Here is a 17,295-nt window from a genome sequence, read left to right as displayed (position 1 = left end):
TTATTCGAGTTTGCTGAGGTTGGCGTATTGTCCGTCCTCGTATTCGCTGTTCTGTTGTTCTTTGCTGAAAGCGAAGTCTTCCAGTTGTTCAGGGAAGATACCATTGTTGTTGTCTTCAATAATCTCTTTGACTTTATCGGCAGGAATAGCCATCATGTTATTCTTGTCGAAGGTGTAGGAATACCACATAAGGCCTTTGAATATATCGCTTTTTTGATGTATGGCATCACCTTTTTTTGTTTTCAGCACTATATGGTTATCCGGGAAAGATTTAAGGGCTTCGACGTATGTGTCGTATTCATAGTTAAGGCAGCATTTCAATTTGCCGCATTGTCCGGCAAGTTTCTGAGGATTGGGTGACAATTGCTGTATTCTGGCAATACTTGTAGTGACAGATTGAAAATCGGTAATCCATGAACTACAACACAATTCTCGTCCGCATGAGCCTATACCTCCGAGTTTTGCTGACTCCTGACGAAATCCTATCTGTCGCATCTCTACACGTACATGAAATTCTTCAGCAAGTTTTTTTATCAATTCCCTAAAATCTACACGTCCGTCGGCAGTATAATAAAATATAGCTTTTGTTCTGTCTCCTTGATATTCTATATCATTAAGTTTCATGTCGAGGTTTAGACTTAAGGCTATTTCACGGCTTTTATATAGGGTGCGTTCTTCGAGACGAATAGACTCAAGAAATTTCTCAACATCGGAGACACGAGCACGACGGTAGATTTTTTTGAGTTCTTCGACAGGAGTACTGTTTTTTTTGCGAATACGTTGTTTTTCAACAAGAGAGCCTACCATAGTTACAATGCCTATGTCGTGCCCTATTGTCGTTTCTACTGCTACAAGCTCGCCTTCAGCAAGGTCTAATTCTGAAGGATAACAATAGAAATCTTTCCTGTCGTTCTTGAAACGTACCTCAGCTACAAGTAATTCACCTTCGTGTGGTGTTTCCTGATAGTCTTTTAACCAATTGAAACTGTCGAGTTTGCATTGTCCGTGACGGAGTACGTTAGAGCCAAACACGAAATTCTCCGTGTTGAGATTACAACCGCGATGAAAGTCTTTTGGCATTTCTTTTTTAATGCTGTCGTGTCTGTGCCATGTGATGACAAGGTCCTCGTCGTCATCTTCCTGTTTCAACATGGGATCTTCTTTCTCTTCATCGGAGAAAGGTTTGTTTTTAATCATTTCTTTGATGGATGTTGTCATTGTTGTGGTGTCATAAGACTCATCTTCAGCGATTTTTTGTTCGTCTCCGACTTCCATTTTTTCGACATCTCTATTAGCGAAAGCATACGATTCTTCAATTACAATATCGTCAACGGCAACATTTTCAGGAGTGTCGATGATATTTTGAGATGACATTCCTTTTTTCGGACTTTTGTCTTTCTTGCCCATGTAGTGTTTTTTTTCAGAATCGAAGCTTTGATTATTGTCTTTTTCAGCGGCAACGTCAATATTTTCGGACATTTCCTCATTACTTGGATTATCCATGTCTTCAATATTGTCATCCTCAAAATTCAAATTTTCTTTTTTATTGAATTTCTTTTTGTTATAATATTTCCTTCTATGTTGAAACGACTTTTTTTTATTGCCGTTGTTATCGTTATTATTATTGATGTTATTTTTATCCATTTATATTTATCTCTTATATTTATAAACTTGCAAAGATATAAAAAATTATGTATAAATGCATTAAAAAAATAGCAAGTGTAAAGTGATCTTTAAAGTTTCGATTTTGAAGAAGCAAGATGGCTTTTTAACATTAGACCTATGCTTTTGATGCTGATAAATTGTTTTGAGCTTCTTTTTTCTTCAGGTCTTTGATAATCCATATTGAAAAAGGAACTGTAAGCATAAAACTTAACGCGTCTGCGACAGCTTGGGTTATTTCAACGCCCTGTAAGCCAAGAAACAGGGGAGCTATAAGTATGGTAGGGATGAAAAAGAGACCTTGACGGCATATTGAAAGTAGTGTGGCTTTGAATGTCATGCGTATGGTTTGAAAAAGCATGTTAGTTGCTGTATTTAGACCGCTGAGAGGAAGGGCCAAACATTGCCAAAGCATCACATAAGTACCTATTTTGATAAGTTCAGCGTCTTCGTTGCGGAAAAGACTGATGATTTGGGGAGCAAAAATGGATAGTGATACTGCCATGATGATAAGAATAACCGTCATTACTTTTATGGTAAAAATATATGAAGATCGAACTCTTTCATAGAGACGTGCACCATAGTTGAACCCACAAATGGGTTGAAATCCTTGACCGATGCCGAGTATTATGGAAAAAATGAACATCATAATACGGGTGACAACTGCAAAAGCAGCCAATGTGGATGCTTCGTAGCCCGGAACGGCATATATTGCCGCCGCATGATTGAGGAGTGTTATCGAAATACTTGCTAATATCTGTCTGCATAATGAGGGGAATCCGCCTTCGAAAATGAGCTGGTATTGATGTAATGAAGGCTTGAAATTTTTGATTCTGATATGAACATTGCCTTTGCGTCTTGTCCCTTTGAGTAAAGCGGTCCAACTGATGAATTGACTTATGGCTGTCGCCAAGGATGCTCCTGTAACACCCATGTCAAAAACAAAAATGAAAATAGGATCTATTATGATATTGATAATTGCGCCAATAGCTATGCCTACCATTGCATATTGGGCATTACCTTGAAGTCGTAGCTGGTTGTTGAGAGTAAGAGACGACATCATGAAAGGTGTTGCAATGAGTATGAAACGAAGATAATCGTTGGTATGTTTCAGAATGTCGGGGGTGGCGCCTATGGCTTTTGAAAGGTGAGGTAGTATTGCAAGACCTGTCATGCCAATGATTGAACCGAGTATAAGAGGAGAGAAAAAACCTACTGCAGCCATTGTCTCGGCATCTTTGTGCTTTTTCGCTCCGAGACATTGCGAGATGAAGTTGCCTGAACCGTGGCCGAAAAAGAATCCTAAAGCCTGGATGAGAGCCATATAGGCGAAAGATACTCCTATTCCGGCAGTGGCTTCTGTACTGAGCCTTCCTACATACATGGTGTCTATGATGTTGTATAATGCGGTGATCACCATGGATATAATAGCCGGTATTGCCATCTTTATGACAAGTGGTCGTACAGGCGTCTTGGTCATCAGGTCATAACGTTCCTGCTGTTGCTGCTTCTCTTCTATACTCTCGGATTCTATGTCGAATAAATGTCTATTCATCAAAATGCAAAGTTAATAAAAAATATTTGTTTTTTTCTATAACAAATAATGACTGTGCGTTGTCTTTTTTATAAAAACAATCGGATGGCACTGTTATTGATGATGTCAGTCTTGTTTCTTGGCCCGGCTCTTGTTGACAAGTATTACTCCAGTAAAAACAAGTGCTGCGGCAACTATTTTTTGCCAATTCAGACGGTCCATGCCGAGTAATATGCTGACAATAGTGGCAATGAGAGGTTGCATATAAGAATACAGACTGATGACGGTGGGACGTAATACCTTTTGTCCGACAGGAATCAAGAAATAAGCTGTGAATGTGGAAAATAATACTAAAAATCCTAATTGTAACAAATGATTCGTTGGTAATGAAGCAAAATTTATATGCACAAGTTCTTTGAAACTTATGGGTAATGATACTATCATGGAGAAAAGAAACATCCATTTCATGAATGTCATTACGGAATATTTTGCTATGATGGGTTTAAAAACACCAAGATAAAGAGCAAAACATAAACAATTGAGAATCATGAAGATAATTCCTAATGGCTTTGTTTCGGCAGCACCATTGCCAAGACTTACACTGTTGAGGATGAGGAATACTATTCCAATGAAACTGAGGGCCACTCCGCCCGCTTTTTTCCATGTAATGGGTTCTTTCAATGCTACGGCAGCGACAAACATGGTGAAAATTGGGGTTATAGAAGTTATGATGGAGGTGTCTAACGGAGTTGTTATGGTTATGGCTTCAAGAAACAGTAACTGTGTGAGGAATAGACCCAACATGGAAGCGAAAAATATCTTTATCAAGTCGCGTTGTTCCACTTTTTCTTTCGGAAAGAACAGCGACACCAACCAAAATAAAGCTGATGCGCCTGTGGCTCTTATGAGAAACAGACATTCCGGGGAGATAAGATGCGAATTGCTCAGGCTTTTGCAGATGATGATGTTGAACCCGAATATGGTATATGCTACAAAACATGAAAGATGCCCCGACAATTTGCTGTTGAAATTATGACTTGGCATATTTTTGGATTTATATAATTTTTTACCTTATATTAAAACTGATGTTTATGACTTCAGAGTCATAAACATCAGACATTGGTATTTCTATAAAATATTTGCAATTATTACAGACACATCTCAAAGATGTTACATACGTCTTCAACGTTGAGAGGTACGTATGCCTGAGACAGATTGCCCAAAGTTACAGCATCTTCAGCCATTTTCTTGAAATGTTTTCTGTCTATACCCAACTCTGTCAGTGTCATAGGTATGCCGCAGCGTTTGAAGAAGATTTCAAGAGCATCAATGCCTTTGTTTGCAAGGGAATATTTGTCGTTTTCATGAGACAGACCCCATACGTTTTGCGCGAAAGTGACAAATTTGTCCACAGTCTTTTCGCTTAATATATAACGCATCCAACGAGGTGTGATGATTGCAAGACCAACGCCATGAGTTATATCGTAAAATGCACTGAGTTCGTGTTCCATAGGGTGACAACTCCATGCTACAGGTTTTCCTGTAGAGCCTATACCGTTGATTGCTAATGAACTACACCACATAAGTTGAGCTCTTGCCTCATAATTGTCCGGTTCTTGAAGGGCTATGGGACAGTATTTTATACAGGCTCTCAACATTCCTTCATTGAAACTGTCAGGTATATAAGCCTCTTGTGAAGCAAAATACACTTCCATGATATGCGACATGATGTCTGCAGTACCGGCGGCAGTTTGGTTTTTAGGTACTGTAAATGTATATTCCGGGTCGAGAATTGAACATTTTGGAAGGTTGTGTTCGTTTATGAATCCGACCTTCATGTTATTTTTCATATTGCTTATCACGGCTGCTGAATCCATCTCGCTTCCGGTGGCTGCCAAGGTGAGTATGGTACATATTGGCAATGCTTTTTTTATTGTTTGCGGATTCATTATCATCTCCCACGCATCGCCTTCATAGTAATATCCTGATGCTATGGCTTTCGAACAATCTATGGTACTGCCACCACCGACAGCGAGTATCACATCGATATTGTTATCACGGCATATCTTGATGCCTTCATAAACACTCTCTATGCGGGGATTTGGCTGTATGCCGTTTAGTTCAAAGACTTTGAAATCAGCAAGTAGTTGCATTACTTTATCATATAATCCTGTTTTCTTGATACTGCCTCCACCATAGGTGAGAAGTACGCGGTTACCGAATTTTTTTAATGCTTCCGGAAGATGCGATATTTGTCCTTTGCCGAATAATATCTCTGTTCCGACACAAAATCTGAAGTTTTCCATAGGTTAGTTTTTTTAAGATTTGCAAATATACTTATTTTTGAAATATGTTTGATGAATATTTTTTTAACAAAACGCCAATATTTATTTATTGTTGTTTAAAAAAGATAATATAAATGTTACAAAAAAACATTATTGCACAATTTGACATGAATACCAAATTGTGCATAGTTAAGAAGATTTGCTGAAGTTAAAATATTCAACAAGTGACTTTCTATGATACTATATTACTAATAAATGTTGAAAATCAACCGCATTTGGAATATCCGCAAGACATGCAATGTTTACAGCCGTCTTCAAAAATCAGTGTTTCCTGATGACAACTTGGACATTTTTCTTTTTCTATCTTGGTACCGTTGGTAATATACCGTTTCAAGGCGCGGGCAATACCGTTTTTCCATGTATTGATATTGTCTTCCTCTACATTGAGGTTTTGTATCAAGGTAACTACATAGTTTATTGGCATACCGTGACGCAACACTCCGGAGATGAGTTTCGCATAATTCCAGAACTCTTTGTTGAATGAACGCGACAGACCTTCCATAGTGACGTTAAAACCTTGTTTGTCGGTATATTGAAAGTCATAACGTGATTTGTCGTCTTTGTCTTTGTTTTTTATGATACGTCCTGTCTCTACGAAAGGAGGAATAAAGAAATCATCGAGTTTACCCGAGAATATCTCGTAAGGTTTTCCGTTGATTTTCCCAACGAAAGCTATCCATTTTTCGTAATTGTTCTGGAAACGCACCACGTCGCATTCGAGTACTTTGGGACGTATAGGGGAGTGTGTTTCTATTATGTCGTCTTCTTTAACTTCTTTTTCTTTTTTGTCATCTTTCACCAAGACGCCGGAACGGGAACCGTCTCTATATATTGTCATACCTTTACATCCACATTCCCATGCTGTCATGTAAATCTTGCTTACCACCTCTTCACTTGTGTTGGCTGGAATGTTGACGGTGACACTGATGGAATGGTCAACCCATTTTTGTATCTCTCCTTGCATTTTTACCTTGTTCACCCAGTCGATATCGTTGGAAGTGGCTTTATAATAAGGTGAAGATTTTATCACTTCCTGGAGATGTTCGTCGTCGTATTTTTTTACTTCATCGACATTATATCCATTGATTTGAAGCCAAGTTATGAATTTCGGATGAAACACATTGTATTCTTCAAACGAGTTACCGTCGGTATCGGTATATGTAATGTGTGCGCTTTTATCGTTGGGATTGACTTTACGGCGGCGTTTATATGACACGAGGAATACCGGTTCTATGCCGGATGTCGTTTGAGTACAGATGCTAACGCTGCCTGTAGGAGCTATTGTCAACATGGCAATGTTGCGTCGTCCGTATTTGCACATGTCGTCATACAGTTCGCTGTCGAGTTCTCGCAACCTGCTTATAAAAGGATTGTTGACTTCGCGTTTGGTGTCGTATATGGTAAAAGCGCCACGTTCTTTGGCAAGATTGACGGAAGAACGATAAGCCTCATGAGCGAGGAGTTTATGTACTTCGGTAGAGAAGGCTATTGCTTCGTTGGAGGCGTAACGTTTTCCGAGAGCAGCAAGCATATCGCCTTCTGCAGTTATGCCTATGCCTGTACGGCGTCCTTGCAAGGCTTTCTCACGAATATTTTTCCATAAGTTGATTTCAGTTCTTTTTACTTCATCTTCTTCAGGGTCAGAATACACTTTGGCGAGTATGGCATCGATTTTCTCGATTTCAAGATCTATGATGTCGTCCATCATGCGTTGTGCTACACGTACATGTTTTGCAAAAAGATCAGCGTTGAAACGTGCATCTTTTGTAAAAGGATGTTCAACGTAGCTGTATAGGTTAATGGCGAGCAGACGGCAACTGTCATAGGCACAGAGTGGTATCTCTCCGCATGGATTGGTACTCAGTGTCTTGAATCCAAGATCTGCATAACAATCCGGTATAGATTCTCTTATTATGGTATCCCAAAACAAGACTCCCGGTTCCGCAGAAGCCCATGCGTTGTGGATTATTTTGTTCCACAAATTGTTGGCATCTATTTCTTTTGTGACTTTGGGATTTGGAGAGTCGACGGGATACTGTTGAGTAAAAGAAGTGTTGTCTTTGACAGCTTTCATGAAATCATCAGTGATACGTACAGAGATATTGGCATTGGTGATGCGCCCTTGCTGCATTTTAGCATCAATAAAAGCTTCAGAATCAGGATGTTTTATGCTTACGCTCATCATGAGAGCTCCACGACGCCCGTCTTGTGCCACTTCTTTCGTGGAGTTGGAATAACGTTCCATAAAAGGCACGACGCCTGTCGATGTCAAGGCACAATTTTTCACTGCACTTCCTGAAGGTCTTATATGTGACAGGTCGTGACCTACTCCACCTCTGCGCTTCATCAACTGGACTTGTTCTTGGTCTATCTTCATGATGGCACCATAAGAGTCTGAAGAACCTTTGGTCCCTATGACGAAACAGTTTGATAATGACGAGATCTGGAAATTGTTGCCTATACCGGCCATAGGACTGCCTTGTGGTACAATATATTTAAATCCTTTCAATACCTCGAATATGTCTTCTTCAGACATAGGATTGGGGTATCTTTTTTCAATACGGGCAATCTCCTTGGCGATACGATGATGCATATCGTCAGGTGTCTTTTCGTATATATTGCCTTCACTGTCTTTCAAGGCATATTTGTTCATCCATACATCGCCGGCCAACTGATCACCTCCGAAATATTCTGTGGCGGCTTTTCTTACTTCTTCAATGGAATACATCTCGTAATGTTGCGTCTTTTCAATATCATTACAACAATGCTCATCAGGTATGTTATAATGTGAATAATTCTCAAAAACTTTTTCTTCAGATGGCTTGGTCTCATTACGGTATTCTATCAACTTGCCATTGTTTGTCTCTTTTTCAGATTCGATATATGTATCATCGACCATTGAAAAAAGATCGTACCTGCTGTTCTGAGTTTTATTCATCATTGTAATGGTATTTGTCTGATAATAAATGAGTTATGATTTCTGTGATTACTTGTGTTTTCAGTGGCTAAATTAAAGACTGTATTTATTATTTGCAAGAAAATATATGTTTTTTGTCATGTTTTTATCAACATTTTTAGTTGATAAAATTTATTGGGTTAGTAATTTGCAAATTTTTATAAATAACGGAATTTTGAAGTAAAAAGTTTTAAATTTGTAGCAAAATAATAAGGATATGTTGAACATTAAAGTTTTTGTTTTTAACGGTCTTTCAGAGAATACGTTTGTGTTATATAATGCTAAGGGGCAATGTGTTATTGTCGATGCCGGTAATAGTAATAAGACTGAAGATGAGATGATTTTCAAATTTATTGATGATAATCATCTGACACCGTTGATGCTTTTGTCAACACATTTACATATAGACCATGTGTTGGGAAATTATTCGTTAAATAAGCGCTATGGTATATCCCTTGCTGCTTATCCTGTCGATAAAGAGTATATAATGGGAGTATGGAGGTATGCCGGTGTTTTTGGAATAGATGTAGATGAAAATAATTATATATTCCCTGAGATAGAGTTAAGTGAAAATGAGGTGATAAAAGTGGGAGAGGACTATATAAAAGTTTTATATACTCCCGGTCATGCACTTGGTCATGTATGTTTTTATGATGAGGCAGACGGTTTTATCTTGACAGGCGACACTTTGTTTTATAGAAGTGTGGGAAGGTACGATTTCCCAGGCGGCAGTTATGTGGAATTGGAAAATAGTGTGAGAAATTGTCTTTATAAATTGCCTGATAATACTGTGTGTTATCCCGGTCATGGCCGTTCTACTACAATAGGTGATGAGAAAGTTTACAATCACGTTATTCCATTGCGTTAGTTTATATAATATTAATAGGTGTGTTTGTTTTTATGCTCATTATGAAAATGTATGTCTGTTTTTTGTTGTGTGTTGACAGACAGTCTGTTTGAATTTTTTTGTTATGTTGTAAAAAAAATCCGATTTTTTTGGTTGGTATATAAAATTATTGTATTTTTGCACAGTGAAAAATGTCGGGTTCTACTAGCCGGTCAGGTAACGACACTCTCACTGTCGAAACAGGGGTTCGAATCCCCTACCCGATACTAAAGGTGAGTCAGATTTGGTTATTTGGCGCACCTTTTTTATTATGGTTCCCAAGATAAGATCTTGGATTTATAATTAAAAAGACATTGTTATTGTGTAATTATAGAAAAGAGATTTGACATCGTGACACACTGCGTTTTGTGTTTTGTCATTTATTCTTTTAATTTCTGTACGATATAGTCAACGTCGATATTCATCATACATTTGAAATGTTTGCGGGGACATCTTTTGTAACCCAATTTGCTGCAAGGACGGCATTTGACATCTTTGCATTCAATTATTTTGACTTTCTCAGGTTCAAGAGGAAGATAAGGATACATTCCGAACTCAGGCACAGTATTGCCCCATACCGAGATAACCGTCTTATGCAATGCTGCTGCTATATGCATCATGCCGGTGTCGTTGGTGAGTACCTTTTTTGCCATTAGCAATACGGAAGCTGACTGTTCGATATTCAGTTTACCTACGGGATTGCCTACTACTAAATTGTTTGTTGCCTTGACAATTTCGTCAGCCCTTTTCATATCGCCTGTGCCTCCGAGCAGTACTACCGGTTCATCGAGACGTTTTATTATTTCTATGATTTTCTCAGAAGGTAATATTTTTGTGAAGTATGTGCCGCCTATTACTATGGCATAAAATCCGTTGCGAAAACTTTCAGGTATGTCGGGCTCTTGCATGAAATTGGAATCTGATATGAAAAAGTCCAATCCCTTATTGTCATTGTGAACACAAAGATCTTTAACAGCCATGAAATAACGATCCACAATGTGGATGTTGGGCAATAGATTGATCTTAAATGAAGTGAGTAAGAATTTCTTGAAATTTAATTTTGGAAAACTCCTGTATTTGCATGATAATGCCATACATACTCTGAGAGAACGGTTGTTTTTCTGTAAATCAATTACATAATCATATTTCTCTTTTTTTAATTCTTTGATGATGTCGCTTAAAGAATCGTCGAATTCATAGACTTTATCAATGTGAGGATTTGTGTCATATAAACTGCTGAATTTCTTTTTTGTCAGAGCATGAAGTTGAATGTCAGGCAGTTGTTCTTTAAGACATCGTATCACGGGTGTGGTCAAAACTATGTCACCTATAGAACTGAACCGTATTACAAGTATTTTTTTCAAGATTTATTATTTTGCTGCAAAGTTAAGTATTTTTTTGCAGTATGACATAAATGAATTGATAATGATTGCAGTAATTATGTTACTCTGTGTCATTGTCAGAATTTTTCTCTTGAGCCTCTTTTTCCTGCTTCTCTTTTTCTTCTAATAACTCTTTTTCCTTTAATACTTTAACTTGTTCTCTTTCTATTCTTTTGGTTATAGAGTCGAAGATTCTGTACATTATTTCTGTGTTTGCGTTATAGAAACTGACGTTTTCAAAGAATATCGAGTCGGTGATGCCATAGTGAGAAAAAATGGTGTCATATCCTTTGTCTTTCAAGTCGTATGTCGCTTGATTGGTGTTTTTTTTGTAATTGATGGCGCTTTCCATTATCTGAATGTCTGTCAGTATCTCAACCATTTTGTTTTCCGGGATAAGCACAGAAGGTATTGTTCCTTGCGGTTGACTGTTTTTGCAACCGACAAAGAACAATAGTCCTATGATAAAAATATATAATCGATTAGTTTCCAAATTCCGACAAGAATTTAATTCTGACAAGTCTTACTTCTTCTTCATCATATTCGTTTTCGCCTAAAGCTTTCATGGCATCTTCCACGTTATCCGATTCTGCCTTGCGGAAATAGTCTTCTATTTCTTCAAGAACATAAGGGTCGAGATGATCTCTTGTATCATAACTGATATCGAGACGTATGCCGCTTGCAACGATACTTTCTATTTCAGTAAGTAGCTCATCGAAAGTCAAGTTGCGTGCTTTTGCAATATCTTCGAGTGGTATTTGTTTGTCTATGTTGTGTATGATGCTCACCTTGAGGTCGGATTTTTGTGTTGATTTGACTATCATGTCGATAGGACGCATGATGTCATTTTCTTCTACGTATTCCTTTATCAGGTCGAGGAAAGGTTGTCCGAATTTTTGCGCTTTACCGGGACCTACGCCTACAATTTGTGTCAATTCTTCGATAGTAATAGGATATTGTATTGCCATATCTTCAAGTGACGGGTCTTGGAAGATAACAAACGGAGGCAGATTTTTCTTTTTGGCTATGGTTTTGCGCAAGTCCTTTAACATGGAGAACAATGTCTTGTCTGTTCCGGAATCTTTGGCAAATGCAGCTCTTTCATCGTCAAAATCATCATCATCCGGATTGTCATAGTCATGGTCTTTGGCTACCATAATGGTATAAGGTTTCTTTACGAAATCTTTACCTTCTTTTGTGACTTTTAAGATGCCGTAATTTTCTATATCTTTAAATAAAAGTTTATTAACTATAGCCTGTCTTATGATGGAAGTCCAATACTTTTCATCATGGTCATCGCCTGCGCCGAAGAATTCGTTAGTGTCATGTTTTGCCGTTTTTATGTCACCGGTAGCTTTACCGGTAAGGAGTTCAGCTATATGTTTGGTTTTAAATAGTTGTTTTGTGGCGATGACAGCCTCGATGACGAGTTTAAGGTCGTCTTGTCCATCAAAGTGCACTTTGGGATTGAGGCAATTGTCGCAGGCACCGCAGTTCTCTTTTTCGTATTCTTCTCCGAAATAGTGTAACAACAACTTATGGCGGCATACAGGCGATTCTGCATACGACACTGTCTCGTTCAAAAGCTCGCGTGCTATCTCCTGTTCAGCCACGGTTTTATCTTTATTGAACTTCTCAAGTTTATGAATATCTTCGTAATCGTAAAATGCTATACAGTTGCCTTCGCCTCCGTCGCGACCGGCACGTCCGGTCTCTTGATAATAACTCTCAAGACTTTTTGGTATGTCGTGATGTATGACAAAGCGTATGTCCGGTTTGTCTATACCCATGCCGAAGGCTATCGTTGCGACTATTACATCCACTTCTTCCATGAGGAATTTGTCTTGATTTTCCTTACGTGTCTGACTGTCGAGTCCTGCATGATATGGTAATGCACGTATTCCGTTTACCACGAGTGTTTCTGCAAGTTCTTCAACTTTCTTGCGGCTTAGACAATATACTATACCTGATTTTCCATGATTATTCTTTATGTATTTTATAATGTCTTTTACCACGTCTTTTGTCTTGGGACGTACTTCATAATATAAATTAGGTCTGTCGAATGATGATTTAAAGACCTTGGCATCAGTGATTTCGAGATTCTTCATGATGTCCTGTTGTACTTTCACCGTAGCTGTCGCTGTAAGTGCAATGACAGGTAATTTGGGGTCTATAGCATTGATGATCTGACGTAGCCTGCTGTATTCAGGTCTAAAGTCATGTCCCCATTCAGAGATGCAATGAGCCTCGTCTATGGCAAAAAACGATATCTTTAGTCCTCTGAGAAATTCCAATGTCTCTGCCTTAGTCAAGGACTCCGGTGCTACATATAATAATTTTGTCTTTTGCCGAATGAGGTCTTCTCTCACTTGTAAAAGTTCAGCTTTGGATAATGATGAATTCATGACATGGGCCACACCATTGTCGGTGCCGAAACTTCGAAACATGTCAACTTGATTTTTCATCAATGCTATCAAGGGGGATACTACTATTGTAGTTCCTTCACTAAGCAATGCAGGTAACTGATAACACAATGACTTGCCTCCACCCGTCGGCATAAGTACGAATGTATTGTTCTTAGACAAGATGCTTTTAATGATAGCCTTCTGATTGCCTTTGAACTGTTCAAAGCCAAAAACCTCTTTTAATAAGGTTTGCAAAACTTTTTCATCTATTTTTGCCATATCTTTTCCAAAGAAATTATTTAAATTTGCATCGAATTTAGAATTCTATGCTTATTTACTCAGATTAAGTACAAATTTAATAGTTTTTGTTTTTATTCCGAGCAAAATTAACAAAAAAATATTGCTAATGAAAAATATTTTGGATATTGCACGAGAAGTTATTGATACAGAGATTGATTCTGTTAAAGGTCTTAGGGATTTGTTGACTGATGATTTTGCAAAAGTTGTAAAAATTATCTATAATTCTAAAGGTAATGTAGTTGTTTCTGGCATTGGAAAGAGTGCAATTATAGCACAAAAGATAGTAGCGACACTTAATTCTACCGGTACTAAGGCTGTTTTTATGCACGCTGCCGATGCTATACATGGGGACCTTGGCATTATCCGTGATGATGATATTGTCATTATAATATCCAAAAGTGGTGAGACGCCGGAAATAAAATTTCTTACACCTTTAATAAAAATAAGGTCCAATCCTCTTGTCGCCATTGTAGGCAATAGGGATTCTTATCTCGCTCGTCAGGCTGATTATGTTTTGGATGTTACTGTGCCTTTCGAGGCTTGTCCTAATAATCTTGCACCAACATCAAGTACTACAGCACAGCTTGTGATGGGTGACGCTCTTGCTGTAGCATTACTTGAGTGTAAAGGTTTTACGGCACAGGATTTTGCCAAGTTCCATCCCGGTGGTGCACTCGGTAAACGTCTTTATCTTAGAGTTGGTGACGTTTGCGTCAAAAATCCTGTTCCTTCAGTACGCCCGGACGACATAATGACTAATGTGATTATTGAAATATCAGCCAAGATGCTCGGTGCTGCCGCAGTGATGGAAAATGATACTCTTATTGGGATCATTACTGATGGTGACCTCCGTCGTATGTTGATGAAACACCCTAATATTGAAAAGGTTAAAGCACAGGATATCATGACTCGTAATCCTAAAACCATAGAGAAAAGCGACCTTGTCGTCAATGCTTTAAGCATAATGCAGAATTGTAAGGTTACTCAGTTGCCTGTGATGGAAGATGGTAAATATGTTGGTATGATCCATATCCATGACATCGTTAATGAAGGTATTTTGTAAAAGTTATATATATGTTGCTACGGACTGAACAACTTGTTAAGAAATACAAACAACGCACTGTGGTGAAAAACGTCAGCGTTGAAGTTAATCAGGGTGAGATAGTGGGACTTCTCGGTCCTAATGGCGCCGGTAAGACGACAACATTCTATATGATTGTCGGTCTCATTAAGCCTTTTTCCGGTCATGTGTTTCTTGATGATGTTGACATAACGAAATTTCCTATGTATAAGAGAGCACAATTGGGCATAGGTTATTTGGCTCAAGAGGCTTCTATATTTCGCCAGATGACGGTGGAAGACAACATAGCTTCCGTCATGCAGTTTAAGGAAGGAATGTCCAAGGCTCAGCAAAAGGAGAAGTTGGAGTCATTGCTTGATGAGTTCGGATTGCAGCATATCAGAAAAAGTAAAGGAATACAACTTTCAGGGGGTGAACGACGCCGTTGCGAGATAGCAAGAGCGTTGTCGGTAGATCCTAAATTTATCTTGCTCGATGAACCTTTTGCAGGTGTTGACCCTATTGCTGTGGAAGATATCCAAAGAATTGTCGCTAAATTGAAAAATAGAAATATTGGTGTATTGATAACAGACCATAATGCCAATGAGACATTGTCAATAACAGATAGAGCATATCTTGTTTTTGAAGGACAATTGCTTAGATCCGGAACACCGGAGGAACTTTCTGCCGATGAAACGGTACGTACCCATTATCTAGGAACCAATTTCGAGTTGAGAAGAAAAGAGTTTTAGTGTTTTCGTTATATTGTTACAATTTGCTATAACTATGGCAATTTTGCTTTTTGATAAATTTGTCCTGTATATCAGGCGTCTGATTGTTTTTTGTCCTTTTCTTCTTTGTAAAAACAAAATGATAACAATATGTAAAATAGTATTATAAACGGTAATGATTGCCATTTTAATAAGACAAAAATTATAATGGCAAATATTATTACTGTATAGCGTAAACTATTGTCTTTGAAAGAGAAATTTTTGATTTTGAAAGAGAAGAAGGGTATTTTGCTTACCATGAGGAAACTGAATATCAGTATTGAAGCCAAAAGAGGCAGTGGAGAGTTTATGATATGTAAAATGGAATCTGTCTCTGTTTGTGTAATGCCAATGGCTATGGATGCAAAAAAAATACCTGTTGCCGGTGTCGGCAATCCGACAAAAGAACTTTTTTGTTCCGGATCTATGTTGAATTTGGCAAGACGTATGGATGCAAATGCCGCCATTAAAAATGCTGCAAAAGGTATTATGTTGATATTGTTGACGATTAGTGATAATGACGACTCGGAGAGTAGCCTGTAAACGATGAAAGAAGGAGCTACTCCAAAAGAAACGACATCGGACAATGAATCGAGTTCACCACCTATAGGAGAATGTGCATTTAAGAGTCGTGCTGCAAAACCGTCGAAGAAATCAAAAAGAGCTGCAATGAAAATCATTACACCGGCTCCCATGAGATTCCCGTTAAAAAGTAAAGCTATTGAGATACAGCCGGAAAGCAAGTTGCAACATGTCAAAGTGTTTGGGAGATGTTTTATTATTTTCATTATCCGTTTATTATCTATAATTGTTCAAAAAGTATATTTTGCAAAGTCTTGTTAAGTTTTCTGCCGGTGTCTTTCAACAAGGCTTCGTCGGTAGGAAACCTAATGGAGTCGTTGTTGAGAAGTCTTAATGTCTGTTCCGAGCAAGCTGACTTGTCACCGGAAATTTCTGCAAAGTTATATTTAAATGTTGAAGTAATGTTAAACGGAGTAGAAATAATTGTCATATCCTCAGACAAGTCTATATATTCTATCTTCCCTTTTACCGTAGCTGTTTTGGTGATGGTTTTGTCAGTCACTGTAGCTGTCAAGCTGTCTTTGCTTTCTTTAAATGTCACAGCGTCTATGCGTTCTGGAGAGATTACACTCTCTTCTATCAGTACACGTATCATGAGGTCGTATGATTTATCATTTGACAAGGTTACATCGTAAGGGTTGTTTCCTATGAGATTGCCATGAAAATCAAGGACTGTCTTTGCATAATCTTTCGGCATTTCTATATTGTTGAGGGCAGCGACGCGAAATACTATACTGTTTGCTGACGATAACACTGTACGTATTTTAAGAGCATCTATATTTGAATTATGAGGGTTGATTTTTATCAGTTGATTTACAAGACTGTCTGCTGAAGCTATGTTGTTTTTGTCAGGGTCTTCAAGTAAAGCATTGACTTTTGCACATATATATAACTCAGTCTTGTTTTTAGCAGCCGCAATCTCCTCATCAAGGTTCAATGTCTTGTAATTTATTGCCTTTTTGATATCTGCAGATTGGCGCGACATGAGATTTTGTCTTCTGTCCATTCTGTTGTACAGATTATAAACTTCACCCCATATATCCGGCTCTCCGCTTTTTTTTAGTTCCATTATTTTGTCATGGTCGCCTTCATTGGCTTCGTGATATGACATTTTTAACATCGTCAACTCATCGTTGTTGAGCGTTGCAGTCTTTGATTTTTTTGTCAGTATTTCTATTACGTCATCGTATCTCTTTGATTCATAAAGATTTCTTGTACTTGTACATGAAAATAGAACCAATAAGGCAATAATATAAAATAATCTATGCAGTTTCATTTATGAAAAATTTATTTTTGTTGAAATTCACTATTTTTTTTACAACAAATTTCGCACCATTTTTTGTAATTTGGATTAAAATTGTAACTTTGACACCGAAAAACAACGTTTTTTTTATTCTGGAGACAGATAAGTAA

Annotated in this window: 13 protein-coding genes and 1 tRNA gene; 4 read left to right on the top strand and 10 right to left on the bottom strand. The window is 37.9% G+C overall.

Translation table 11 applies throughout. The features are described from left to right. From ACZOVS_RS03110 to ACZOVS_RS03090, 5 genes are all read right to left on the bottom strand, one after another. The gene (locus ACZOVS_RS03110; protein ID WP_483995770.1) at positions 1 to 1,644 is read right to left on the bottom strand and encodes a PSP1 domain-containing protein; all 1,644 of its coding nucleotides are present in this window, start codon (positions 1,642 to 1,644) and stop codon (positions 1 to 3) included. A gap of 136 nt (positions 1,645 to 1,780) precedes the next feature. After that, entirely contained in the window at positions 1,781 to 3,217 is a 1,437-nt protein-coding gene (locus tag ACZOVS_RS03105) for an MATE family efflux transporter (RefSeq protein WP_483995769.1), read from the bottom strand. A 105-nt stretch (positions 3,218 to 3,322) separates the two neighbouring features. Then, positions 3,323 to 4,240 carry a DMT family transporter gene (locus ACZOVS_RS03100; RefSeq protein WP_483995768.1) on the bottom strand — a complete coding sequence of 306 codons (918 nt, stop codon included), beginning with the start codon at positions 4,238 to 4,240 and terminating at the stop codon, positions 3,323 to 3,325. 104 nt (positions 4,241 to 4,344) lie between these two features. Continuing rightward, complete coding sequence (locus tag ACZOVS_RS03095; RefSeq protein ID WP_483995767.1) at positions 4,345 to 5,502, bottom strand: iron-containing alcohol dehydrogenase; 1,158 nt, start codon at positions 5,500 to 5,502, stop codon at positions 4,345 to 4,347. A 244-nt stretch (positions 5,503 to 5,746) separates the two neighbouring features. Then, positions 5,747 to 8,269: an adenosylcobalamin-dependent ribonucleoside-diphosphate reductase gene (locus tag ACZOVS_RS03090; protein WP_483995845.1), complete on the bottom strand. Its 2,523-nt coding sequence runs from the start codon at positions 8,267 to 8,269 to the stop codon at positions 5,747 to 5,749. Positions 8,270 to 8,714: 445 nt separating this feature from the next. Here ACZOVS_RS03090 and ACZOVS_RS03085 point away from each other — a divergent pair, with 445 nt between their 5' ends. Continuing rightward, a complete protein-coding gene (locus ACZOVS_RS03085) occupies positions 8,715 to 9,365 on the top strand; it encodes an MBL fold metallo-hydrolase (protein WP_483995766.1) in 651 nt (216 codons plus the stop codon). 172 nt (positions 9,366 to 9,537) lie between these two features. Next, positions 9,538 to 9,610, top strand: a tRNA-Glu gene (locus tag ACZOVS_RS03080). 153 nt (positions 9,611 to 9,763) lie between these two features. Here ACZOVS_RS03080 and ACZOVS_RS03075 read toward each other — a convergent pair. From ACZOVS_RS03075 to recQ, 3 genes are all read right to left on the bottom strand, one after another. Further along, the gene (locus ACZOVS_RS03075) at positions 9,764 to 10,747 is read right to left on the bottom strand and encodes a glycosyltransferase family 9 protein (RefSeq protein ID WP_483995765.1); all 984 of its coding nucleotides are present in this window, start codon (positions 10,745 to 10,747) and stop codon (positions 9,764 to 9,766) included. Positions 10,748 to 10,826: 79 nt separating this feature from the next. After that, positions 10,827 to 11,258 carry a DUF4296 domain-containing protein gene (locus ACZOVS_RS03070; protein WP_483995764.1) on the bottom strand — a complete coding sequence of 144 codons (432 nt, stop codon included), beginning with the start codon at positions 11,256 to 11,258 and terminating at the stop codon, positions 10,827 to 10,829. Beyond that, positions 11,248 to 13,449 (bottom strand): DNA helicase RecQ, encoded by a 2,202-nt coding sequence (gene recQ, locus ACZOVS_RS03065; protein WP_483995763.1) that lies wholly within the window; start codon positions 13,447 to 13,449, stop codon positions 11,248 to 11,250. The genes ACZOVS_RS03070 and recQ overlap by 11 nt, the downstream gene beginning before the upstream one ends. 127 nt (positions 13,450 to 13,576) lie before the next feature. On the opposite strand from recQ, the gene ACZOVS_RS03060 reads away from it, so the two are divergent. Together ACZOVS_RS03060 and lptB are read left to right on the top strand one after the other, a co-directional pair. Continuing rightward, positions 13,577 to 14,533 carry a KpsF/GutQ family sugar-phosphate isomerase gene (locus ACZOVS_RS03060; RefSeq protein WP_483995762.1) on the top strand — a complete coding sequence of 319 codons (957 nt, stop codon included), beginning with the start codon at positions 13,577 to 13,579 and terminating at the stop codon, positions 14,531 to 14,533. Positions 14,534 to 14,544: 11 nt separating this feature from the next. Beyond that, a complete protein-coding gene (lptB, locus tag ACZOVS_RS03055; RefSeq protein ID WP_483995761.1) occupies positions 14,545 to 15,282 on the top strand; it encodes an LPS export ABC transporter ATP-binding protein in 738 nt (245 codons plus the stop codon). Between the two features lie 71 nt (positions 15,283 to 15,353). On the opposite strand, the gene pssA is transcribed toward lptB, so the two are convergent. Both pssA and ACZOVS_RS03045 read right to left on the bottom strand, forming a co-directional pair. After that, positions 15,354 to 16,088 (bottom strand): CDP-diacylglycerol--serine O-phosphatidyltransferase, encoded by a 735-nt coding sequence (pssA, locus tag ACZOVS_RS03050; protein WP_483995760.1) that lies wholly within the window; start codon positions 16,086 to 16,088, stop codon positions 15,354 to 15,356. A gap of 14 nt (positions 16,089 to 16,102) precedes the next feature. Continuing rightward, complete coding sequence (locus ACZOVS_RS03045; protein WP_483995759.1) at positions 16,103 to 17,158, bottom strand: hypothetical protein; 1,056 nt, start codon at positions 17,156 to 17,158, stop codon at positions 16,103 to 16,105. Positions 17,159 to 17,295 lie beyond the last annotated feature (137 nt).

Source organism: Candidatus Limimorpha avicola (assembly GCF_056978975.1).
Note: the sequence above shows the minus strand (reverse complement) of the source record. Positions and strands in the feature narration are given on the sequence as shown.

Coding starts and splice junctions, on each gene's coding strand:
- ACZOVS_RS03095 (WP_483995767.1), bottom strand. CDS start 5,502: ATGGAAAACTTCAGATTTTGTGTCGGAACAGAGATATTATTCGGCAAA.
- ACZOVS_RS03100 (WP_483995768.1), bottom strand. CDS start 4,240: ATGCCAAGTCATAATTTCAACAGCAAATTGTCGGGGCATCTTTCATGT.
- ACZOVS_RS03090 (WP_483995845.1), bottom strand. CDS start 8,269: ATGTATTCCATTGAAGAAGTAAGAAAAGCCGCCACAGAATATTTCGGA.
- ACZOVS_RS03045 (WP_483995759.1), bottom strand. CDS start 17,158: ATGAAACTGCATAGATTATTTTATATTATTGCCTTATTGGTTCTATTT.
- ACZOVS_RS03110 (WP_483995770.1), bottom strand. CDS start 1,644: ATGGATAAAAATAACATCAATAATAATAACGATAACAACGGCAATAAA.
- ACZOVS_RS03105 (WP_483995769.1), bottom strand. CDS start 3,217: ATGAATAGACATTTATTCGACATAGAATCCGAGAGTATAGAAGAGAAG.
- ACZOVS_RS03060 (WP_483995762.1), top strand. CDS start 13,577: ATGAAAAATATTTTGGATATTGCACGAGAAGTTATTGATACAGAGATT.
- ACZOVS_RS03085 (WP_483995766.1), top strand. CDS start 8,715: ATGTTGAACATTAAAGTTTTTGTTTTTAACGGTCTTTCAGAGAATACG.
- recQ (WP_483995763.1), bottom strand. CDS start 13,449: ATGGCAAAAATAGATGAAAAAGTTTTGCAAACCTTATTAAAAGAGGTT.
- pssA (WP_483995760.1), bottom strand. CDS start 16,088: ATGAAAATAATAAAACATCTCCCAAACACTTTGACATGTTGCAACTTG.
- lptB (WP_483995761.1), top strand. CDS start 14,545: ATGTTGCTACGGACTGAACAACTTGTTAAGAAATACAAACAACGCACT.